Genomic DNA, 21520 nt, shown 5'->3' with positions numbered 1-21520 from the left:
GCCCGTCGCCGCTCCTCCGGCGGCCGTGTGCGGGGCCGGGACGAGAACGGTGCGCCGTGCTCCCGTGGGGGAAGGAGAGCACGGCGCACCGGGAGGGAGCGCCCGGGGTCAGGAGACCCCGGCCTCGCGCATGTCGCGGACTTCGCGCTTGAGCTCCTTGATCTCGTCGCGGAGGCGAGCGGCGACCTCGAACTGCAGGTCGGCGGCGGCCTGGTGCATCTGCTCGGTGAGGGACTCGACCAGCGCCTCCAGCTGGGCGCGGGGCATCTCGCCCGCGATCGCCTTGGCGTGCTGGCCCGCCGCCTGCTTGGTGCCGAACCCGGGGACGGGAGCCTTGCCGCGGGACTGCTGGCGGCCGCTGCCGCCCAGGAGCTGGGCGGTGTCGGCATCCTCGCGGTTGAGGGAGTCGAGGATGTCGGCGATCTTCTTGCGGAGCGGCTGCGGGTCGATGCCGTGCTCCTCGTTGTAGGCGACCTGCTTGGCCCGGCGCCGGTTGGTCTCCTCGATCGCCCGCTCCATCGAGGGGGTCACCCGGTCGGCGTACATGTGCACCTGGCCGGAGACGTTACGGGCGGCGCGGCCGATGGTCTGGATCAGCGAGGTCTCCGAGCGCAGGAAGCCCTCCTTGTCGGCGTCGAGGATGGCCACCAGCGACACCTCGGGCAGGTCGAGGCCCTCGCGGAGCAGGTTGATGCCGACCAGGACGTCGAACTCGCCGGTGCGCAGCTCGCGCAGGAGCTCGATGCGGCGCAGGGTGTCGACCTCGCTGTGCAGGTAGCGGACCCGGATGCCGAGCTCCAGGAGGTAGTCGGTGAGGTCCTCGGCCATCTTCTTGGTCAGCGTGGTGACCAGGACCCGCTCGTCCTTCTCGGTGCGCAGGCGGATCTCGTGGACCAGGTCGTCGATCTGGGACTTCGTCGGCTTGACGATGACCTCGGGGTCGACCAGGCCGGTCGGGCGGATGACCTGCTCGACCACCTCGCCCTTGACCCGGCCCAGCTCGTAGGGGCCGGGGGTGGCCGACAGGTAGACGGTCTGGCCGATCCGCTCCAGGAACTCCTCCCACTTCAGCGGGCGGTTGTCCAGGGCCGAGGGCAGCCGGAAGCCGTGGTCGACCAGGGTGCGCTTGCGGGAGGCGTCGCCCTCGTACATCGCGCCGATCTGCGGGACCGTCTGGTGCGACTCGTCCAGGACCAGCAGGAAGTCCTCGGGGAAGTAGTCGAGCAGGGTGTTGGGTGCGCTGCCCGGGGCCCGGCCGTCCATGTGGCGCGAGTAGTTCTCGATGCCGGAGCAGGTGCCGATCTGGTGCATCATCTCCAGGTCGTAGGTGGTGCGCATGCGCAGCCGCTGGGCCTCCAGCAGCTTGCCCTGACGCTCCAGCTCCTCCAGCCGCCCGGCCAGCTCGGCCTCGATGCCCTGAATCGCCCCGGCCATCCGCTCGGGACCGGCGACGTAGTGGGAGGCGGGGAAGATGTAGAGCTCCTCGTCCTCGGTGATCACCTCGCCGGTCAGCGGGTGCATGGTGGACAACCGCTCGATCTCGTCGCCGAACATCTCGATCCGGACGGCGAGCTCCTCGTACTTCGGGATGATCTCGATCGTGTCGCCGCGCACCCGGAAGGTGCCGCGGGTGAAGGCGAGGTCGTTGCGGGTGTACTGCATGTCGACCAGGCGGCGCAGCAGCTGGTCGCGCTCGACCTCCATGCCGACCTTCACCCGGGTCATGCGGTCGACGTACTCCTGCGGGGTGCCCAGGCCGTAGATGCACGAGACCGAGGCGACCACGATCGTGTCGCGCCGGGTGAGCAGGGAGTTGGTCGCCGAGTGCCGCAGCCGCTCGACCTCGTCGTTGATCGAGGAGTCCTTCTCGATGTAGGTGTCGCTCTGCGGTACGTACGCCTCGGGCTGGTAGTAGTCGTAGTAGGAGACGAAGTATTCGACCGCGTTGTTGGGCATCATCTCGCGCAGCTCGTTGGCGAACTGCGCGGCGAGCGTCTTGTTGGGCTGCATGACCAGGGTGGGGCGTTGCAGCCGCTCGATCAGCCAGGCGATCGTGGCGGTCTTGCCCGTGCCCGTGGCGCCGAGCAGGACGCTGTCCTTCTCGTCCGCCCGGACGCGCCGCTCCAGCTCGGCGATGGCCGCGGGCTGGTCACCCGAGGGGGTCATGTCGGTGATGACCTCGAAGGGGGCCACCTTACGCTGCAAATCTGTTACCGGCCTCACCTGTTCCACTGTAGGCGGCGGGACCGACAATCTTTATTCAACCGTTCGGCAAGCGGCTCGCAAGCCCGATGCTCTTGAATCCCACACGTACCCCGTCTCACCGAGAACCACATGAGCCACATATCGGGCTTTCAGCGCATAACTACCTCGGAGGTGTGATGTCCCGGCCACGAGAGGCCGTCCGGCAGTCGGCCATGGCGGCCGCCCAGGCGATCGCGCAGGGAAACGACCCGCGGCAGGTCATCGGGCAGGCCGTGGGGCAGATCGCCGGGCAGATTCCGGGACAGGCCCCCGGAGACAAGGGCTTCGCCCTCAACCCGGCCGACTTCCTCGCCGCCCGCGACCAGGGCGTGTCCACCGGCACGATCATCGAGGCCCGCAGCGCGTCGCTGAACGAGGCCGGCGAGATCGTCAACCGCAGCTTCAGCGAGCGCGGTGAGAACGGCGAGGCGGTCCACGTGATCTCCCCCGTCGTGATCCCCAAGGGGACCACCGCGCGGGTCGTCCTCCCGCTGATCCTGCTGGCCGCGCTCGGCGTGGTCGGCCTGGTCGCCACCGGCCTCCCGGACAGCGCGCGGGTGCTGTTCGGCGTGCACTACTGGGTCGTGCTGGTGCTGGCCGCCACCTTCCTGTGGTGGCGGCGCAGCGTGGTGATGGTGCCGGAGGGCTGTCAGGCCCTGATCACCAAGTTCGGCAAGCTCGTGCACACCGCCGACCCGGGCCGGGTGACGCTGTTCAACCCGTGGAAGCGGGTCAGCTACATCGTCAACACCACGCGCGAGTACCCCTTCAACGCCCCCATCCGCGAGGCCCCGACCCAGCAGGGCGTCAAGGCCAGCGTCGACCTGTTCCTGCAGTTCCGGATCGAGAACCCGGCCGAGTTCATCTTCGTGCTCGGCTCGGTCAGCGGCTTCCAGGCCAAGCTGCAGAACGCCATCAGCGAGGTCACCCGCTCCCTGATCTACTCCCAGCGGGCCGAGGAGATCTACGACCTGGTGGGCGAGAGCACGCTGGGCATGCTGGAGAGCCTCAACCAGCAGTTCCTGCCCGCCGTACGGCTCACCGACGTGAACATCACCCACGCCGAGCCCTCCAGCCAGGAGTACCGGATGGACCTGGCCGCCCCGGAGATGATCCGGGTGGCCAAGGAGGCCTACACCTACGAGTACGAGCTCCAGCTGCGCAAGGAGCAGAACGAGGGCGACCTGGTCAAGGAGCTCGCCGGGCTGCAGGAGCAGCTGTCGGCCATCCACGCCGAGATCGCCGGCTACCAGGCGCGGATGGACACCGCGCTGGAGCGGGCCTCCCACCAGGCCAAGGCGCAGGCCGGCCAGAGGCTGGTGGAGGCCGAGTCGACCGCCAAGGCCAACGCGGCGCTGCTGGAGGCCCAGGCGCTGGACATCCGGGCGCTGAGCGCCGCCGAGGCGCCGGAGATCCTGGACTACCGCTTCCAGCAGGACATGCTCGACAAGCTGGAGGCCGTGGCCTCACACCTGCCCCGCATGGTGCAGGTCGGCGAGACCGTCGACCTCGACCTGCTGGCGCTGGCCCAGCAGCTCGTCGGCAGCCGCGAGACGGCGCTGTTCTCCGAGGCCGACATGGCCGCGATCCGCGCCAGGGTCGCCGAGATCGGCCAGCGGGTCGCGTCCCGGGAGGCGGAGATCTCCGCCCTTCTCAACCCGGTCGCCGACCCCGCGGCGTCCGCCGCTCCCGCTGCTCCCGCTGCTCCCGCCGTACAGAACGATGACGAGGTGAAGGACGTGAAGGACCTGTGAGCAGGGAATTCTCGAAGATCAAGGAATCGCTCGCGGCCTGGTCCGACATCCGCCAGCTGCTGCGCGGCGGTGAGGCCGGGCAGCTCGTCCCGGTGGTCATCCCCAAGGACCGCCGCGGCTTCGCCTGGGTGACGCTGCTGTTCCTCGCCCTGTACCTGGCCGGCACCGCGGTGTTCGCCGACGGGTTCCTGCGCACCCTGGCCGCCGCAGGGGCGGTGTTCTCCCTGCTCGCGGCGGCCGTCTGGCTCTGGCGCCGGGCGATCATCGAGATCGAGGAGGGCACCACCGGCGTGCGCAGCCGCTGGGGCGCGATCACCGGCACCCTGCCGCCGGGCCGGCACTACCTGTGGCTGCCGTGGGACCGGGTCGACGCGGTGGTGGACACCTCCACCGAGATCCCCTACTCGGCGCCCATCGTCGCCTGCCCGACCGCCGAGAACGTGCCGCTGAAGTCCATCGAGTTCTTCCTGAAGTTCCGCATCGTCGACCCGGTCGCCTTCGTCCGGACGATCGGGGCGGGCAACTTCGACCTCGTGCTCAGCAGCGCCGTACAGGACGCCATCCGCCAGCGCAGCCGCCGGGTGAACACCGAGCGCGCCTACGACCTGCGCGGCTCCGACGTGGACGACATGCAGGACGCGCTGAACAACCAGCTCGGCCGGTACGGCGTGCGCATCACCGGCGCCAACATCCCCGACGTCCAGCTCCCCGACACCTACCAGCAGCACCTGGCCACCCGCGAGAAGGTCGCCAAGGAGATGTCGGCCTTCGAGCGCGAGTGGGAGCTGACCCGCAAGCGGCGCATCGACACGCTGCTCATGGAGATCGAACGTTCCAAGAAGACGCGGGACGCACGTATCGTCGAGGTGAGGGCGGCCGCCAACACCGCACGCAAGGACGTGGCCCGCATGCTGGAGGAGCACGAGACCGAGGCGCAGCGGGTGCGCTGGGAGATCGAGGCCAGGGGAAGGGCCGAGCTCACCTCGGCGGAGAACGAGGCCAAGGCGCTGCGCCGCCTGGCCGAGTCCTACCGTGACAACCGGGCGGTGCTCAAGTACGAGCTGGCCCGCCGCCGGCTGGACGTGGGCGCCCGGCTCGCCGAGAGCGCGCCGCGGCCGGTCGTCGTTCGCACCGCCGGCGGGCAGGGCGATTCGTCGGCCCTGTCCACCCTTCTCATGGCCCAGCTCCTTCCGCAGCTCGGCGGCGGGAACGGCCGGCTGGAGCCCTCCGTTGGTAACACTGAAACCCACTGAAACCTTCTCTACCTCTGGGAGTCTCCCGATGGTGTTCCGTAAGCTGAAAGCCGCGTTCGGCGCCGGTGTCGAGGTCGACACCGTCCTGCAGAACTCCAACGTCCGGCCCGGCGAGATCCTCCGCGGCCAGGTCAACTTCCGCAGCAGCAGCTCCGACTACCAGGTCGAGGGCATCTTCATCGACTTCACGGCGGTCGTGGAGGTGGAGAGCGGCGACAACGAGTACAAGACGACCTACAGCTTCCTGCGCCAGCAGGTCGCGGGGCCGTTCCACCTGCCCTCCGGCGCCGCCCAGTCGGTCCCCTTCGAGATCCCCGTCCCGTGGGAGACCCCGATCAGCGCGATCGCCGGCCACCCGCTGCGCGGCATGCAGCTGGGCGTCGCCACCGAGCTGGCCCTGGCCGGCGCGCTCGACAAGGGCGACCTCGACCCGCTGTTCGTCAACCCCCTGCCCGCCCAGGACCACGTCCTGGCCGCGCTGGACAACATGGGCTTCCGCTTCAAGAAGGCCGACCTGGAGCGCGGCACCCTGCACGGCTCGCGCATGCCGTTCTTCCAGGAGATCGAGTACTACGCGGGCCACGAGTACGCCCGTCACTTCAACGAGCTGGAGCTGACCTTCATCGCCGGTCCCAGCGCGATGGACGTCATCCTGGAGGCCGACACGCGCGGCGGCTTCCTGAACTCCAGCCACGACACCTACAACCGCTTCACGGTCCACTACAACGACCACCCCGGACAGGTGGAGCAGTCGCTGCGCGCGGGCCTGCACGCGATGGCCCAGAAGCGCGGCTGGTTCTAACCCCCGCTCCCGCCGTACGGCACGCGCGGCCCGGTCGTCCCCGACGGCCGGGCCGCCGCCGTTCACGGGGCCCTGCGGGAGGCACGGCCCGCAGCGGGCCCGGCCCGCGGGAGACGCGGCCCTGGGAGACGCGGCCCTGGGAGACGCGGCCCTGGGAGACGCGGCCCTGGGAGACGCGGCCCTGGGAGACGCGACTTGCCCGGCTACGGCGTGGCGGCCGACAGCCGTCGCCAGACCTCCTCGACCCGGGCCTCCAGCTCCTCCAGGGAGCCCTCGTTGGGGATCACGATGTCGGCGATCGCGAGACGCTCCTCCCGGCCCGCCTGGGCGGCGATCCGGGCCCGGGCGTCCTTCTCGCCCATGCCGCGCACCCGTACCAGCCGCTCCAGCCGCACCTCGTCGGACGCGTCGACGACGATCACCACGTCGTACATCGGGGCGAGCTTGTTCTCGGCCAGCAGCGGCACGTCGTAGACGACGATCGCGTGGTCGTCGGCCTGCTCCTGCAGTTCGGCGACGCGCCGCCCGACCAGGGGGTGCACGATGCCGTTGAGCGCCGCCAGCTTCTCGGAGTCGGCGAAGACGATCGAACCGAGCTTCTCCCGGTCGAGCGAGCCGTCCTCGCGGAGCACCTCCTCCCCGAAGACCGCGACCACCCGCGCCAGTCCCTCGGTCCCCGGCTCCACCACCTCACGGGCGATCTTGTCGGCGTCGATCACCACCGCGCCCCTGGCCGACAGCCGCCGCGACACTTCGCTCTTGCCCGACCCGATTCCGCCCGTCAGCCCCACCTTCACCATGAGCGGCAGCATACGGGTACGGAGCGCCCCGTGGCGCGGCCCCCGTGACGGGGTAGTCAGGCCGAGGGTCATCTCGCGCCGGACGCAGCGGCGGGACGGCTGATGCGGCCGACGCGGATCCCGGGAGGCGTCAGACCCAGCGGCGCAGGTGCACCAGGGTCAGGTGGTCGCTCATCCGTTCCCTGCGGGTCTCGCGGTAGCCGTGACGACGGTAGAGCCTCAGGTTGCCCTCCGACAGGTGCCCGGTGAACAGGTCGAACGCCAGGGCGTCGGCGCTCTCCTCGTGCAGGGCCGTCAGCAGCGCCCCGCCGATCCCCCGCCCCTGCATGTCGGGGGCGACGACCAGGCGTCCCACCAGACAGGTCGTCCCGGACAGCCGGCCGCGGACCGCCCCGACGACGCGGCCGCCGTCGCGGGCCACGAGCACGGTCCCGGTCTCGACGACCTTGCGGACCTGCTCCACCGACTCGACCAGCGGCGGGATGAACGGGTCGCCGTACAGCTGCGCCTCGCTCACGTAGGCCGCGCGCTGCACGGTGAGGATCTCACCCGCGTCCCCGGGCTCCGCCCGCTCGATCGCCGTCACGGGACCACCTTAGGGCCTGCCGTGCACGTCCTGGGCGCACCCCCGCGGTGGGCGGAAACGCCGAGGGCCCCGCCGTGGCGGGGCCCTCGGGTGGAACAGATGGTGCTCGGCAGGCCCGTCTCCGGGCGCTCAGAGACTCAGCTCCGAGTGCTCCGGAGACGTGCTCCGTCGCTCAGAGGCTCAGCTCTGGCCGCCGGCGAGCTTCTCGCGCAGAGCCGCGAGGGCCTCGTCGGAGGCGAGGGCGCCACCCGCCGGAGCGGAGGAGCCGCCGGTGCTGCTGCTGGAGGCCGGGGTCTCACCGGAGTAGGACGTCGGGGCGGCCTCGCCCGCCTCGGCCTCGGCCTTGCGGGCCTCCTCGACCTGGCGCTTGTGCGCCTCGAAGCGGGTCTGGGCCTCGGCGTACTGCCGCTCCCACTCCTCGCGCTGACGGTCGAAGCCCTCGAGCCACTCGCCCGTCTCCGGGTCGAAGCCCTCGGGGTAGATGTAGTTGCCCTGGTCGTCGTAGGTCGCCGCCATGCCGTACAGCGTGGGGTCGAACTCGACGTCGGAACCGATCGCGCCCTCGTTGGCCTGCTTGAGCGACAGCGAGATCCGGCGACGGTCGAGGTCGATGTCGATGATCTTCACGAAGATCTCGTCGCCGACCTGGACGACCTGCTCGGGGATCTCGACGTGGCGCTCGGCCAGCTCGGAGATGTGGACCAGGCCCTCGATGCCCTCCTCGACGCGGACGAACGCACCGAACGGCACCAGCTTGGTGACGCGGCCCGGCACGACCTGGCCGATCTGGTGGGTGCGGGCGAACTGCTGCCACGGGTCTTCCTGGGTCGCCTTGAGCGACAGGGAGACGCGCTCGCGCTCCATGTCGACGTCCAGGACCTCGACCGTGACCTCCTGGCCGACCTCGACGACCTCGGACGGGTGGTCGATGTGCTTCCAGGACAGCTCGGAGACGTGAACCAGGCCGTCGACGCCGCCGAGGTCCACGAACGCACCGAAGTTGACGATCGAGGAGACGACGCCCTTGCGGACCTGACCCTTCTGCAGGGTGTTGAGGAAGGTCTGGCGGACCTCGGACTGGGTCTGCTCCAGCCAGGCACGGCGGGACAGGACCACGTTGTTGCGGTTCTTGTCCAGCTCGATGATCTTGGCCTCGAGCTCACGGCCGACGTACGGCTGCAGGTCGCGCACGCGGCGCATCTCGACGAGGGAGGCCGGCAGGAAGCCACGCAGGCCGATGTCGAGGATGAGACCACCCTTGACGACCTCGATGACGGTGCCGGTGACGATGCCGTCCTCGTCCTTGATCTTCTCGATCGTGCCCCAGGCGCGCTCGTACTGGGCGCGCTTCTTGGACAGGATCAGGCGACCCTCCTTGTCCTCCTTCTGGAGGACCAGGGCCTCGACGTGCTCTCCAACCTCGACGACGTCCGCCGGGTCGACATCATGCTTGATCGAGAGCTCACGCGAGGGGATGACACCCTCGGTCTTGTAGCCGATGTCGAGCAAAACTTCGTCTCGATCGACCTTGACGACGGTGCCCTCGACGATGTCGCCGTCGTTGAAGTACTTGATGGTCAGGTCGATCGCTGCGAGGAACTCTTCCTCGGACCCGATGTCGTTGACCGCTACCTGCGGGGTGCTCGAGGTGGCCTCAGTGCTGCTCGTCATGTGTGGAATTGCTCCGAACGCGGACAGATGTCGATGTGGGCGAACGCGCAGCAGGCCTCTTATCGTTCAGCCGAAGGAGTTTTGACATCGACGTGATCGAGCGCGAGCCCACTCCGTCCGAGACACGCGCGAGCCCACAGCGCAGCGATCAGCATATGAGACTGGACGGGCCTGGTCAATCCGAAGACGGCAGGCGCCACGGGACGCACAGGGACGAAAACGACGGCAGGAACGGCTAATAGGCGTTGACCTGCTGCCTCCGCTTGGAGCTGATATTACCCCGAAGTTTGCCCGGTATGGAGATGCGCTCCGGATCCCCGTCCGCCGTGTACAGCTGATCGGGGTGCCTGCGGAGCCATTCGAGCCAGTACTGCGAGCACCATCTGCGGCACTCGCCCTTCTTGCCGTTGCTCTGGATCCGCTGGATCGAGCGCCAGTCGTAGGACTTGTCGAAGGGCGAGACCGACGGCTGCGCGCCGGCCAGGAAGACCCCCTTGAACCCGAACCGGGTCCCGTCCCACTTGCCGTGCTGCACGGTGGACCTGGCCCGCGGCATCCCGCCGTACGGCAGCGCCAGCGTCTCGGAGGGGCCCAGGCCGAAGCTGCCCAGCATGCGCTCGACCCGGACGAGCTGCTCGGCGATCCGCTTCCTGGACAGCGACGGCAGGAACGGGTGGCTCCAGGTGTGGTTGGCCACCTCGAAGCCTCGCGAGGCCAGCCACTGCACGGCGCGCGCCTGGTCGTCCCGGTCCTTCAGGCCGAACGGCTCGCGGTTGACCCAGAAGGTGGCCACCGGACGGAACTCCGGATACTGGCGCGCCACCTCGTAGATGATCCCGACGGCGGTGTCGCGCGCCGGCATGCCCGTCTCGTCCAGGGCGAAGTGGCTGGGGTGGCCGTCGTCGAAGGTCAGCACGACCGGGTGCTTGCCGGCCGGGATGTTGATCTGCCCGGTGGCGAACTCCCTGGCGGTGATCGGCACGTAGCCGTCCCTGGCCAGTTTCTCCATCTCTCCGCGCACCTGGCTGGGGGTGCGGTCGATGGAGGCGGTGCGCTTCTTCACGATCCGGTGGTACATGATCACCGGTACCAGTCCCAGCTCGTTGGCCCCCACCTGCCGGGCGAACTCGGGCGTGGCGATGACCGCAGGGGGCAGCTCGGAGGAGGGCAGCTCCACCTTCGCCGGCGCCGGGCTCCCGCTGGGTTCCACCGCGGCCGAGGTGTGCCGGGCGGGCTGCTCGTCGGGGGTGGGAAGCAGCAGCAGGACCCCGAGAGCGATGACGATCACAACGGCGTTGGCCACCATGAGGATCCGCGTGAGAAGGGTTGGACTCCGCACAAGACTCCCACTGCCCGTCGAGGTGTCGGCTGCCTTCCAACCCTAGAACAGACCCGGACAAGCCTGGTCACTTCCCCGGCCATGCCCACCAGCGGCCATGCACCCCCGCGAACCCTCCGAAAGGTTCACCACCTCGGCGGACGCCCACGGCACGCACGCCGGCGGAGGCCGCCTCCCACCCGCCGCAGACGGCCTCGACGAATAAGCCCTGAGGCTGCAAGCGGGTACGGCGGTGCATGGCGGGCCGGGTGTCGCCCACCCGTGGGGCGCCGCACGACAGCCGAGCCCGCCCCCGCCCGCCACGCACCGCCGCTCCCGCCTCCGGACGGCGTTCTCCGGCCGCGTGGACGCCGTTCGCGACGGCCCCCGGGGGGAGGGGCGGTCAGTGGCCGGCGTCCTCCCACGTGCGGCCCACGCCCACCGAGACCTCCAGCGGGACGCGCAGCGAGTAGGCGGCGTTCATCCGGTCGCGGACCAGCTCGCGCAGGGGCTCGAGCTCCCCCGGGGCCACTTCGAACACGAGCTCGTCGTGGACCTGCAGCAGCATCCTGGAGGCCAGGCCCGCCTCTCTGAGCGCCTTGTGCACGTGGAGCATGGCGACCTTGATGATGTCGGCCGCCGAGCCCTGGATCGGCGCGTTGAGGGCCATCCGCTCGGCCATCTCGCGGCGCTGGCGGTTGTCGCTGTTGAGGTCGGGCAGGTAGCGGCGGCGGCCCATGATGGTCTCGGTGTAGCCGTCCTGGCGGGCCTGGGCGACGATCGCGTTGAGGAAGTCGCGGACGCCGCCGAACTCCTCGAAGTACTCCTCCTTGAGTGACCTGGCCTCCGCCACCGGGATGCCCAGCTGCGCGGAGAGCCCGAAGTCGGACAGGCCGTAGGCCAGGCCGTAGTTCATCGCCTTGATCTTGGCGCGCATCTCGCCGTTGACCTGGTCGGGCGCGATGTCGAAGACCCGCGCCGCGGTCGCCTGGTGGAAGTCGTGCCCGGACTCGAAGGAGGCGATCAGCGACTCGTCGCCCGACAGGTGCGCCATGATGCGCAGCTCGATCTGGCTGTAGTCGGCCGTCAGCAGCGTCTCGTAGCCGGAGCCGACCACGAAGCCCTGCCGGATCCGGCGCCCCTCGGCCGTGCGGATCGGGATGTTCTGCAGGTTGGGCTTCTCCGAGCTCAGCCGCCCGGTGGCCGCCACGGTCTGCTTGAGGGTGGTGTGGATCCGGCCGTCGTCGGAGATCTCCTTGATCAGGCCCTCGACCGTGACCCGCAGCTTCTCCTGGTCGCGGTGGCGCAGCATGATGGTCGGCAGCTCGTGGTCGGTCTGCGTGGCCAGCCAGGCCAGCTGCTCGGCGTCGGTGCTGTAACCCGTCTTGATCTTCTTGGTCTTGGGCAGCGCCAGCTTGGTGAACAGGATCTCCTGCAGCTGCTTGGGCGAGCCCAGGTTGAACTGCTCGCCCACGGAGGCGTGGGCCGCCTCGACGGCCTGCCTGACCGCCGCGCGGAACTCGGCCTCCAGGCCCTCCAGGTGGGCTCGGTCGGCGGCGATGCCGTCGCGCTCCATCTCGGCCAGGACGGTCACCAGCGGCAGCTCCACATCGCTCATCAGGTGGGCGCCGCCGCGCGGCTCCAGGAAGGCCTCCAGCGCCAGGGCAAGGTCGCGCACGGCCAGGGCCCGCAGGCCGAGGTCGCGGGCCGCGTCGGCCTCCTGGTCGTCGAACAGGCTGACCTGGCCGTCGCCGGCCCCGCCGCGCAGCTCGCGCTTGAGGTAGACCTGGACGAGGTCCTCCAGCGGGAAGGACTTCTGGCCGGGCGTGGCCAGATAGGCCGCCAGAGCCGTGTCACAGGACAGCCCGCGCAGCTCCATCCCCTGGGCCCACAGCCCCAGCATCGGCCCCTTGGCGTCGTGCACGACCTTGGGCCTGGACTCGTCGGCCAGCCAGGCGCGCAGCGCCGCCTCGTCGCCCTCGGTCAGCTTCGCCGGATCGACGAACGCCGCCCGGGGTCCGCCGTCCGCGCCGTCCGGAGCGGCGATCGCGATGCCCTCGACGCGGCCGGTGCCGCTGCCGTAGGCGCCCGTGAAGGCCAGGCCGACCCGGCCCTCGGGCAGCTCGCCCAGCCAGCCGGACACCTCGTCCGCGCCCAGCACGACGACCTCGATCTCGAAACCGTCGGCGGCCTCGGGCTCGGGCGCGCCGAGGGTCTTGAAGAGCCGGTCGCGGATCTCGCCCCGGAACTCCAGGGCGTCCAGGATCTTGTCGATCTCCTCGCGGTCCCACTGGCCGACCTTCAGCTGGGAGACCTCCTGATCCAGCGGGACGTCCCGGATCAGCTGGGTGAGGCGGCGGTTCATCAGCACCTGGTCGAGGTGCTCGCGGAGCTTGTCGCCGACCTTGCCCTTGACCTCGTCGACCCGGTTGACCAGCTCCTCCAGCGAGCCGAACTCGCGGATCCACTTGGCCGCGGTCTTCTCCCCCACGCCGGGGATGTTCTTGAGGTTGTCGCTGGCGTCGCCGCGGATCGCGGCGAAGTCGGGGTACTGCGCCGGGGTGAGCTCGTACTTCTCCAGCACGACCTCGGGCGTGAACCGGGTCATGTTGCTGATCCCCACCCGGGTCATCAGGACCGTGATCCGCTCGTCGACCAGCTGCAGCGCGTCGCGGTCGCCGGTGACGATCAGCACGCTCATGTCCTGCGCGGCGGCCCTGGTCGCCAGCGTGGCGATCAGGTCGTCGGCCTCGTAGCCGGGCATCGACAGGTGCGGCACGCGCAGCGCGTCGAGCATCTCGTGGATCAGGCTCATCTGGCTGCGGAAGGTGTCGGGGCTGGCGCTGCGGTTGGCCTTGTAGTCGGTGTACTCCTCGTGCCGGAAGGTCGGCTCCGACCGGTCGAAGCAGACCGCCACGTGGGTGGGCTGCTCGTCACGGAGCACGTTGACCAGCATCGACGTGAAACCGTAGATCGCGTTGGTGGTCTGCCCCGTCGAGGTGGAGAAGTTCTCCTCGGGAAGCGCGTAGAACGCCCGATAGGCCAGTGAATGCCCATCGAGGAGCAGGAGACACGGACGAGTGGGGGTCGCTTCGCTCTTCGGCACAGCAGAAGCCTAGTCTCCTGGTGCGACAGAAAACCCGACCTCGCACGACAGGAGACGCCCCCTTGACTCTGACCGGCCCCGATGACACCACCCGCCTGGAGGAGCTGATGGGCGCTTCGTACAAGAACAGCCTCGTGGAGCGGATGGGTATCGAGATCACCGAGGCGAGCGCCGAGCGCGTCGTGGCGACGATGCCCGTCGACGGCAACACCCAGCCGTACGGCCTGCTGCACGGCGGCGCCTCCTGCGTGCTCGCCGAGACCATCGGCTCCACCGGGGCGGCGCTGCACGCCGGCCCCGGCCGCATCGCCGTCGGCATCGAGATCAACGCCACCCACCACCGCTCGGCCACCGCCGGACGCGTCACCGGCGTGGCCACCCGCCTGCACGGCGGCCGGACGGTCGCCACCTACGACATCGAGATCACCGACGAGCGGGGGCGCCGCGTGTGCACCTCCCGGCTGACCTGCATGCTCCGCGACGCCTGACCCGTCCCGCCACGCATGGCGAGACACTCATGCGCGAATGCCCTCCGGATCACGGGCGGCATGCTTATAGTGGGACCGAAATCCTCGCCGCGTGGGCGGGAGGAATCGCGAAAACTCAACCGCGATGCGGAGGATTCCCGCTCCGTGAAGAGGGGTAGGGGAATCAACGCGAGTGGCTCCGGCGTCCGTGGGGAGACCGAGTAGAAAACGTACAGGGTCGGGGAAGCTCTGTACGGCGCCAAAGGCTCCCTCGGATCCGGGGCCCACTCGTGGAACCGGGACCACAGACCTCGCACACGCCAGTGCCGGGAGGGTGGTCCCGGTTCTTTCGTATCTCCGGGTGCCTTTCGCAGCCCCGTCTCGCCGTGACCCCGACTCCGGCCCCGGCCCCGGCGCCGTCCGCCCCCGCACAGCCGTACGGCCCGCGCCGGGCGGGCGCGGGCCGTACGGGAGCGGACGGCGAGACCCCGGGACGGCACGGCGCCCCGGCAGGGATCAGACGTCGGTGTGCGTCGGGTCGAGCACCCGGCGCAGGAACGACTTGGTCCGCTCGTGCTGCGGCGCGCCGATCACCTGGTCCGGCGGGCCGTCCTCGACGATGACGCCGCCGTCCATGAACACCACCCGGTCGGCCACGTCACGGGCGAAGGCCATCTCGTGGGTGACCACCAGCATGGTCATGCCCTCCTCGGCCAGCTTGCGCATGACCGTGAGCACGTCGCCGACCAGCTCCGGGTCGAGCGCGGAGGTGGGCTCGTCGAAGAGCATCAGGGAGGGGCTCATGGCCAGCGCGCGGGCGATCGCCACGCGCTGCTGCTGGCCGCCGGACAGCTGCGCCGGGTAGGAGTCCGCCTTCTCGCTGAGGCCGACCCTGTCCAGGTTCTCCCGCGCGATCCGCTCGGACTCGGCCTTGCCGCGCTTGAGCACCCGGCGCTGGGCGATGGTGACGTTCTCCAGCACCGTCATGTGGGGGAACAGGTTGAACTGCTGGAAGACCATGCCGACCCGGCGGCGGGCGGCGTCGATGTCGACGTCGATGTGGGTCAGCTCGACGCCCTCGACGAACACCTTGCCCGAGGTGGGCTGCTCCAGCAGGTTCACGCAGCGCAGCAGGGTGGACTTGCCCGACCCGGACGGGCCGATGACGCAGACCACCTGGCCGGGCTCGACGGTGAAGTCGATGCCCCTGAGCACCTCCAGCCTGCCGAAGTGCTTGTGCAGATCGCGAATCTCGACCGCGTGGTTCACCGGGGTCACCGTCCCTTCCCCTGACGCTTCTCCAGCCGGGTCGCAAGATAGCCCAGCGGGATGGTGACGAGCAGGTAGGTCACGCCGACCACCAGGATGGGCGTGGCGTTCGCGTACGTCGAGGCCAGGTCGTTGCCGAACTTCGTCAGCTCGACGTACTCGCCGGAGACGCCGAGGAACAGCACCAGCGACGAGTCCTTGAGCAGGGACACGAACTGGTTGGTCGTCGGCGGGATCACGATGCGCACGGCCTGCGGGATGATGATCGAGATCATCGCCCTGCTGTACGACATGCCCAGCGAGCGGGCCGCCTCCATCTGCCCCTTCGGCACCGCCTGCAGACCCGCGCGGAGCGTCTCGGCCATGTAGGCCGAACCGACGATGGTCAGGCCCAGGATGCCCTGGCCGTACAGGCCGCCGGGCACCTCGAAGCCGGGCAGCGCCAGCGGCAGGAACAGGATCATCAGGAAGATCAGCAGCGCCGGCAGGCCCCGGAAGATCTCGATGTAGGCCAGCGACAGCCAGCGGTACGGCCGCACCGACGACAACCGCATCAGGGCCAGCACGAGACCGATCAGGAACGCGAAGACGAACCCGCCGATCGAGTAGATGAGCGTGTTCTTCAGCGCGATCGTGAACAGCTCGGGCAGCGTCTCCTGGGCCACCTCGGGCTTGGCGAAGTTCTGGGCCAGGCTCGCCCAGTCGACGAACAGCACGACGGCGAGCGCCGCGACCACCAGGATGACGTACTGGACGGCCCGGCTGATCTGCTGCCTCTTACGGGGACTGAACCGGGCCCTGGCGGGAGGGGGCCCGCCAGGGCCGGAGGGCTCAGTCGCGGTTGACTGGTCGGTCATGGATCAGCCGAGCTCGCCGGGCTTCTTGCCGAACCACTTGACGTAGATCTGCTCGTAGGTGCCGTCGGCCTTGGCCTCGGTGATCGCGTCGTTGACCGCCTTGAGGATGACCGGGTCGGCGCCCTTCTTCAGGCCGATGCCGTACTGCTCACCGGTGTCCAGGCTGGCGATCAGCTCGAACTTCTCGGCGATCTCCGGCTTCTTCAGCCAGGTGAGCACGACCGGCAGGTCCTGGACGATCACGTCGACCTGGCCGGACTGCAGGCCCAGCAGCTCCTTGGAGGAGTCGGCGAACTCGCGGGGGTTGAAACCCTGCTCCTTGACGTAGTCCAGGCCGGTGGTCGAGGCCTGGGCGCCGAGCTTGAGGTTCTTGGCCTTGACGTCGTCCAGCGACGTGGCGCCGGTGCCCTTCTTGGCCAGCAGCGCCTGGGTGGCGTCGAAGTACGGCACCGAGAAGTCGATGTTCGCCTTGCGCTCGTCGGTGATGGTCATGCCCGCGGCGGCGAGGTCGCACTTGCCGGCGGCCATCGCGGCGCCGCTCTTGATGACGGCGAAGTCGATGTCGACGATCTCCTGCGTCACGCCGAGCTTCTTGGCGGCCAGGTCGACGATGTCGACGTCGAAGCCGACGATCTTGTCGCCCTCCTTGAACTGGAAGGGCTCGTAGGGGATGTTGGTGCAGGTCGTCAGCTTGCCGGCGGCGACCAGCTTGGGCCCGCCCGCGGCGGCCGGAGCGGACGAGGCACCCGCACTCTGGCTCGCGCTGGTGGTGTCGCCACCACTACCGCAGGCCGACAGGCCGAGCGCACCGGCGACGACCATCGCGCCCACCGCCAGCGCGCGACGGGAAACAAAACTCAGGCCCACAACGGCCTCCTTCGGTCAACGTCGCTTCTTTTGTATGGATACCTCAGTGCAGGTGATGCTGCCTCATGTCCGTGACCACGACGGTCACCGCTGTGACACGATTCGGACAACAAGCACTGTCACAAGTACTTTCTCAGCCTGGCACTGCTTAGCGTGATCTTCATGTCGCGCCTCGCCGCATTCCCAGTGATCGCCGTGATAATCACCGTCCTGACCGGCGGCTGCTCCGGCGAACCGCAGCAGGCCGCGCGGACCCCGGCGGCCACGCCCTCCCCCACCTACGACCTGCCCGCCCGCGCGGTCCGGCCGGGCGAGATCGCCGTGACGGCCCCGCCCGCGCAGGACGGGGAGATCCGCTTCCAGGTCATCGGCCTGCAGAAGGGGCTCAGCGGGTTCTTCGGCAGCCACGCCGAGTGGCAGGCCAAGGGGCAGTACGTGGTCGTGCGGATCCTCATGGAGAATCCCGGCCGCACCAACTCCCGCTTCGAGGCCGGCAAGCAGCGGCTGGTCGCCGCCGACGGCACGGCTCACGCGATCGACCCCTTCACCCAGGCCACCAAGCGGCAGCCGGACAGGTTCCTGCTGGGCGCCGGGGTCAGGGTGGAGATGGACCTGTGGTTCGACATCCCGAAGGACGCCCGGCCCGCCTCCGTGAAGCTGTTCGGCGACCCGCCGCTCGGGCTGGCCGCCACGGACGGTGTCACGGTCCCCCTGCCCTGACCGGCTCGAGCGGTCCGGGCGGGACGACCCCTCCGGCGGGGGTACGGCAGGCCGGGCCCGCCGCGCGCGACGCACGGCGGGCCCGCCTTCACGCGGTACGGCTCACGCGCGCTCGCCCGGCGCCTCGTGCCCGAGCCCGCCGCCGAGGTAGGCGGCCCGCACGTCGGGGTCGTCCAGCAGCTCCGCGGCCGGAGCGCTCTTGACCACCGAGCCGGTCTCCAGGACGTAGGCCCGGTGCGCGAGGCTCAGCGCCTGCTGCGCGTTCTGCTCCACCAGCAGCACCGTGGTGCCGCGCCGGTTGATCTCCTCGATGATGGAGAAGATCTGCTGCACCAGCAGCGGCGCCAGACCCATCGAGGGCTCATCCAGCAGCAGCACCTTCGGCTTGGCCATCAGGGCCCGGCCGATGGCCAGCATCTGCTGCTCGCCGCCGGACATGGTGCCGGCCGCCTGGTTCCTGCGCTCGGCCAGCCGCGGGAACAGCTCGTAGGCCTCGGCGAGCTCCTTGTCGAAGTTCCCCGAACGCGCGTAGGCGCCCATCAGCAGGTTGTCGTGGACCGTCATGCCGGGGAAGATCCCGCGGCCCTCGGGAGCCTGTCCCAGACCCGCCATCACCCGCTTGTGGCCGGGCATCTTGCTGATGTCCTTGCCGTCGAAGAGGATGCGGCCCGAGGTCAGGCCGCGCAGGCCCGAGATGGTCTTCAGGGTCGTGGTCTTGCCCGCCCCGTTCGCCCCGATGAGGGTGACGATCTCACCCTCGTTGACCTCGACGGAGATGCCCTTGAGAGCGGCGATCTTTCCGTAGTGGACGTGGATGTCCTTGACCTCAAGAAGCATCTGCGGGAGCCCCCAAATACGCCTCGACGACCCGGGGGTCGTTGCGAACCTCGTCCGGCAGGCCATCGGCGATCTTCTGGCCGAAGTCCAGCACCGCGATGCGGTCGCTGATGCCCATGATGAGGCTCATGTCGTGCTCGATGATCAGAATGGTCCGCCCGGAGTCCCGGATGTCGCGGATGAGCTGCTGCAGCGCCTCCTTCTCCGCCGGGTTCATGCCCGCGGCGGGCTCGTCGAGCAGCAGCAGCTTCGGGTTGGTGGCCAGCGCCCGGGCGATCTCCAGGCGGCGCTGGTCGCCGTAGGGCAGGTTCTTGGCGTAGTCGTCCGCGCGGTGCGCGACGCCGACGAACTCCAGCAGTTCCCTCGCCAGCCTGCGGCCCTCACCCTCGGCCTTGCGGTGCCAGGGCAGGCCCAGCGCCACGCTGACCATGCCGGCGCGGTGGTGGGCGTCCGAGCCCACCATGACGTTCTCCAGCGCCGTCATGTTGTGGAACAGCCGGATGTTCTGGAACGTCCGGGCGATGCCCCGCTTGGTGATCTTGAACCGCTTGACGCCGCTGATCTTCTCGCCCTGGAAGAGGACCTGGCCCTCGGTCGGCTGGTAGACCCCGGTCACCACGTTGAACACCGTGGTCTTGCCGGCGCCGTTCGGGCCGATGAGCGCGAAGATCTCACCCTCGTCGACCCGCAGGTTCACCTCGCGCAGGGCGGTGACGCCGCCGAAGCGCATGACGAGGTTCTGCAGCTCCAGCATCGGCCGGCCAGTGCGCTCCTGACCCACCGCGACGCTCGTTTCGGTGCTCACTTCGACGCCACCTCCTCGCCCCGCGACTCCGGCCCGGGAACCTCAGCTCCGAGCGTACCCATTCCGCCCGTTCCTTCTTTCAGCTCCGCCTTACGTTGACGCGACGGCAGCAGGCCCTCGGGGCGGAAGATCATCAGTGCGACGAGCACCGCGCCGAAGATCAGCATGCGGTACTCCTGCAGGCCGCGGAAGCGCTCGGGCAGCCACGCCACGAGGAACGCGCCCAGCATGACTCCCGGCAGGTTGCCCGAACCGCCCATGACCACCGCGGCCAGGATCGTCGCCGACAGCAGGAACTGGAAGTCGTTGGGGTTGATCGAGATCGACTTCGCCGCCCACAGCACGCCCATCGCGCCACCGATGGAGGCGCCGATGGCGAAGGCGAGGATCTTGAAGCGGAACGTCGGCACGCCCATGACCTCGGCCGCGTCCTCGTCCTCGCGGATCGCCGCCCAGGCGCGCCCGACGCGGCTCTTCTCCCAGCGCTTCACCAGGATGATCACGACGACGGCCAGCGCGACCAGCAGGTAGTAGTACGGCCGCGGGTCCAGCACGCCGTACTTGAGGGGGTCCACCCCGAACGTGTCGGAGAAGTTGATGCCGAAGAGGACGAGGTCCTCGTAGCTCGGCGGGTGAGGGATGCCGCGGATGCCGTTCGGGCCGCCGATCTCGTCGGTGTTGCGCGCGGTGATGCGGATGATCTCACCGAAGCCCAGCGTGACGATCGCCAGATAGTCACCGCGCAGCCGCAGCGTCGGCGCGCCCAGGGTGATGCCCGACAGGGCGCAGATGCCGATGCCCACGATGAGGATGACCCAGAAGTTCCAGCCCAGCCGGGTGCCCAGCAACGCCATCGCGTAGCCGCCCACCGCGTAGAAGGCCACGAAGCCCAGGTCCAGCAGACCGGCCTGGCCGACCACGACGTTCAGGCCGATGGCCAGCAGCACGTAGGTGCCGATCGGGAAGAACAGGATGCTCGCCCAGTCGGTGTCCGGCGACATGAAACTGCCGATGGACTCCGAGGGCAGCAGAATAGCCCCGATGATCAGGGCGACGTAGACGATCCAGCGCTGCCAGCCCGGCGTGTGCGCCCAGCGGTCGCGGATCACGTCGCTGGAATGACCGAGCTGGTGCCGGAAGCGTGCCAAGGGATTCTTCTCGTTCATGCGCGCGCCTGCTGGAGTGATTCACCGAGGATTCCGGTGGGACGGAACATCAGGACCAAGACGAGGATGGTGAAGGAGATCACGTGCTTCCAGTCGGAGCCGAAGAAGATGGCTCCGTAGTTCTCCACCAGGCCGAGGACGATACCGCCGACCAGGGCGCCGCGCAGGTTGCCGATGCCGCCCAGGACCGCCGCGGTGAACGCCTTGATGCCGAAGAGGAACCCGATGAAGTAGTTCGTGTTCTCATACGAGATCAGGTAGAGCGCACCGGCCACACCGGCCATGGCGCCGCCGATCAGGAACGTCATCCGGATGATCTTGTCGATGTCGACGCCCATCAGCACGGCCGACTCGGGGTTCTGCGCGGTGGCGCGGATACCACGGCCGATCTTCGTGGCGTTCACCAGCCGGTCGAGCACCACCATCATGCCCAGCGCCGCCACGATCACCAGGACCTGGTCCACCCGGACCGTGTGACCGAAGATCGAGAACAGCTCGGTGCGCTCCATCAGACGGGGCAGGCCCATCTGGACGCGCCCCTGCTGGGGACGGTCGAAGACATTCGGGATGATGACGAGCGCGAACAGCTCCTGCAGGAAGATCGAGGCGCCGATCGCCGAGATCAGGGCCGCGAGCCGGGAGGCGCCGCGCTTGCGCAGCGGCCGGTAGGCGATACGCTCCAGCGCCACCGCGGTACCGGCGGAGGCCAGCATGCCGGCCAGGATCATCAGCACGATCACGCCCACGAGGGCGAAACCGGTGAGAGCCGAATTGATGCCCAGCGTGAAGGGCACGAACATCGCACCGAAAGTGCCGATCATGAACACTTCGGAGTGGGCGAAGTTGATCAGCCTGAGCACGCCGTACACCATCGTGTACCCGAGCGCGATCAGGGCGTAGATCGAACCGAACGCCAGGCCGTCGATTGTCGCCGGCCAGAACTGATTAATGAAGTCATTGAACACTAGGGATTACCACTTCTAGCGGGGATCGCCTGC

General features: G+C 69.2%; 18 protein-coding genes. 5 read left to right on the top strand and 13 right to left on the bottom strand.

All coding sequences use genetic code 11. The features are described from left to right. Positions 1-108 precede the first annotated feature (108 nt). The gene (gene uvrB, locus Psi01_RS28060) at positions 109-2223 is read right to left on the bottom strand and encodes an excinuclease ABC subunit UvrB (RefSeq protein WP_204067116.1); all 2115 of its coding nucleotides are present in this window, start codon (positions 2221-2223) and stop codon (positions 109-111) included. A gap of 158 nt (positions 2224-2381) precedes the next feature. Between uvrB and Psi01_RS28055 the strand changes: the two genes are divergently transcribed. From Psi01_RS28055 to Psi01_RS28045, 3 genes are read left to right on the top strand one after another with little or no spacing between them, the layout of a single operon-like run. After that, entirely contained in the window at positions 2382-3998 is a 1617-nt protein-coding gene (locus Psi01_RS28055) for an SPFH domain-containing protein (RefSeq protein WP_204067115.1), read from the top strand. After that, entirely contained in the window at positions 3995-5251 is a 1257-nt protein-coding gene (locus Psi01_RS28050; RefSeq protein ID WP_204067114.1) for an SPFH domain-containing protein, read from the top strand. Before Psi01_RS28055 ends, Psi01_RS28050 begins: the two co-directional genes overlap by 4 nt. Before the next feature lie 28 nt (positions 5252-5279). Then, on the top strand, positions 5280-6053 hold the full coding sequence (locus tag Psi01_RS28045) for a sporulation protein (RefSeq protein ID WP_204067113.1): 774 nt from the start codon (positions 5280-5282) through the stop codon (positions 6051-6053). Between the two features lie 203 nt (positions 6054-6256). Here Psi01_RS28045 and coaE read toward each other — a convergent pair whose 3' ends face one another. The 5 genes from coaE to polA all read right to left on the bottom strand — a co-directional run bounded on the left by coaE (position 6257) and on the right by polA (position 13534). After that, on the bottom strand, positions 6257-6853 hold the full coding sequence (coaE, locus tag Psi01_RS28040; RefSeq protein ID WP_204067112.1) for a dephospho-CoA kinase: 597 nt from the start codon (positions 6851-6853) through the stop codon (positions 6257-6259). Between the two features lie 130 nt (positions 6854-6983). After that, positions 6984-7439 carry a GNAT family N-acetyltransferase gene (locus tag Psi01_RS28035; RefSeq protein WP_204067111.1) on the bottom strand — a complete coding sequence of 152 codons (456 nt, stop codon included), beginning with the start codon at positions 7437-7439 and terminating at the stop codon, positions 6984-6986. 180 nt (positions 7440-7619) lie between these two features. Next, positions 7620-9110, bottom strand: coding sequence for a 30S ribosomal protein S1 (gene rpsA / locus Psi01_RS28030; protein WP_204067110.1), 1491 nt, complete (start codon positions 9108-9110; stop codon positions 7620-7622). A gap of 235 nt (positions 9111-9345) precedes the next feature. Further along, positions 9346-10416, bottom strand: coding sequence for a polysaccharide deacetylase family protein (locus Psi01_RS28025; protein WP_204067109.1), 1071 nt, complete (start codon positions 10414-10416; stop codon positions 9346-9348). Between the two features lie 415 nt (positions 10417-10831). Then, positions 10832-13534, bottom strand: coding sequence for a DNA polymerase I (polA, locus tag Psi01_RS28020; RefSeq protein WP_204067108.1), 2703 nt, complete (start codon positions 13532-13534; stop codon positions 10832-10834). 107 nt (positions 13535-13641) lie between these two features. On the opposite strand from polA, the gene Psi01_RS28015 reads away from it, so the two are divergent. Beyond that, on the top strand, positions 13642-14022 hold the full coding sequence (locus Psi01_RS28015) for a hotdog fold thioesterase (RefSeq protein ID WP_204067128.1): 381 nt from the start codon (positions 13642-13644) through the stop codon (positions 14020-14022). 495 nt (positions 14023-14517) lie between these two features. Here the strand turns inward: Psi01_RS28015 and Psi01_RS28010 are convergent, their stop codons facing one another. From Psi01_RS28010 to Psi01_RS28000, 3 genes are read right to left on the bottom strand one after another with little or no spacing between them, the layout of a single operon-like run. After that, the gene (locus tag Psi01_RS28010; protein WP_204067107.1) at positions 14518-15279 is read right to left on the bottom strand and encodes an amino acid ABC transporter ATP-binding protein; all 762 of its coding nucleotides are present in this window, start codon (positions 15277-15279) and stop codon (positions 14518-14520) included. Beyond that, the gene (locus Psi01_RS28005) at positions 15276-16127 is read right to left on the bottom strand and encodes an amino acid ABC transporter permease (protein WP_204067106.1); all 852 of its coding nucleotides are present in this window, start codon (positions 16125-16127) and stop codon (positions 15276-15278) included. The genes Psi01_RS28010 and Psi01_RS28005 overlap by 4 nt, the downstream gene beginning before the upstream one ends. A 3-nt stretch (positions 16128-16130) precedes the next feature. After that, positions 16131-16994, bottom strand: a complete 864-nt coding sequence (locus Psi01_RS28000; protein WP_204067105.1) for an ABC transporter substrate-binding protein — start codon at positions 16992-16994, stop codon at positions 16131-16133. Between the two features lie 195 nt (positions 16995-17189). Between Psi01_RS28000 and Psi01_RS27995 the strand changes: the two genes are divergently transcribed. Then, the gene (locus Psi01_RS27995; RefSeq protein WP_239128079.1) at positions 17190-17714 is read left to right on the top strand and encodes a DUF4352 domain-containing protein; all 525 of its coding nucleotides are present in this window, start codon (positions 17190-17192) and stop codon (positions 17712-17714) included. A gap of 102 nt (positions 17715-17816) precedes the next feature. Here Psi01_RS27995 and Psi01_RS27990 read toward each other — a convergent pair whose 3' ends face one another. Genes Psi01_RS27990 through Psi01_RS27975 form a run of 4 tightly spaced genes read right to left on the bottom strand, consistent with a single transcriptional unit; the run spans position 17817 to position 21487 of the window. Continuing rightward, a complete protein-coding gene (locus Psi01_RS27990; protein ID WP_204067103.1) occupies positions 17817-18551 on the bottom strand; it encodes an ABC transporter ATP-binding protein in 735 nt (244 codons plus the stop codon). Beyond that, positions 18541-19305, bottom strand: a complete 765-nt coding sequence (locus Psi01_RS27985) for an ABC transporter ATP-binding protein (RefSeq protein WP_204067127.1) — start codon at positions 19303-19305, stop codon at positions 18541-18543. Before Psi01_RS27985 ends, Psi01_RS27990 begins: the two co-directional genes overlap by 11 nt. Before the next feature lie 47 nt (positions 19306-19352). Further along, entirely contained in the window at positions 19353-20522 is a 1170-nt protein-coding gene (locus tag Psi01_RS27980) for a branched-chain amino acid ABC transporter permease (protein WP_204067102.1), read from the bottom strand. Beyond that, positions 20519-21487, bottom strand: a complete 969-nt coding sequence (locus Psi01_RS27975) for a branched-chain amino acid ABC transporter permease (RefSeq protein ID WP_204067101.1) — start codon at positions 21485-21487, stop codon at positions 20519-20521. Before Psi01_RS27975 ends, Psi01_RS27980 begins: the two co-directional genes overlap by 4 nt. Positions 21488-21520: the final 33 nt, after the last annotated feature.

Source organism: Paraplanobispora siamensis, assembly GCF_016863175.1.
GTDB lineage: Bacteria > Actinomycetota > Actinomycetes > Streptosporangiales > Streptosporangiaceae > Planobispora > Planobispora siamensis.
This window is presented reverse-complemented; position numbering and strand designations above follow the sequence as displayed.

Bases quoted from the DNA above. Each gene is read 5' to 3' on its own strand.
- Psi01_RS28055 (WP_204067115.1), top strand. From the start codon at position 2,382: ATGTCCCGGCCACGAGAGGCCGTCCGGCAGTCGGCCATGGCGGCCGCC.
- Psi01_RS28045 (WP_204067113.1), top strand. From the start codon at position 5,280: ATGGTGTTCCGTAAGCTGAAAGCCGCGTTCGGCGCCGGTGTCGAGGTC.
- coaE (WP_204067112.1), bottom strand. From the start codon at position 6,853: ATGGTGAAGGTGGGGCTGACGGGCGGAATCGGGTCGGGCAAGAGCGAA.
- rpsA (WP_204067110.1), bottom strand. From the start codon at position 9,110: ATGACGAGCAGCACTGAGGCCACCTCGAGCACCCCGCAGGTAGCGGTC.
- Psi01_RS28025 (WP_204067109.1), bottom strand. From the start codon at position 10,416: ATGGTGGCCAACGCCGTTGTGATCGTCATCGCTCTCGGGGTCCTGCTG.
- Psi01_RS28015 (WP_204067128.1), top strand. From the start codon at position 13,642: ATGGGCGCTTCGTACAAGAACAGCCTCGTGGAGCGGATGGGTATCGAG.
- Psi01_RS28005 (WP_204067106.1), bottom strand. From the start codon at position 16,127: ATGACCGACCAGTCAACCGCGACTGAGCCCTCCGGCCCTGGCGGGCCC.
- Psi01_RS27990 (WP_204067103.1), bottom strand. From the start codon at position 18,551: ATGCTTCTTGAGGTCAAGGACATCCACGTCCACTACGGAAAGATCGCC.
- Psi01_RS27985 (WP_204067127.1), bottom strand. From the start codon at position 19,305: ATGCTGGAGCTGCAGAACCTCGTCATGCGCTTCGGCGGCGTCACCGCC.
- Psi01_RS27980 (WP_204067102.1), bottom strand. From the start codon at position 20,522: ATGAACGAGAAGAATCCCTTGGCACGCTTCCGGCACCAGCTCGGTCAT.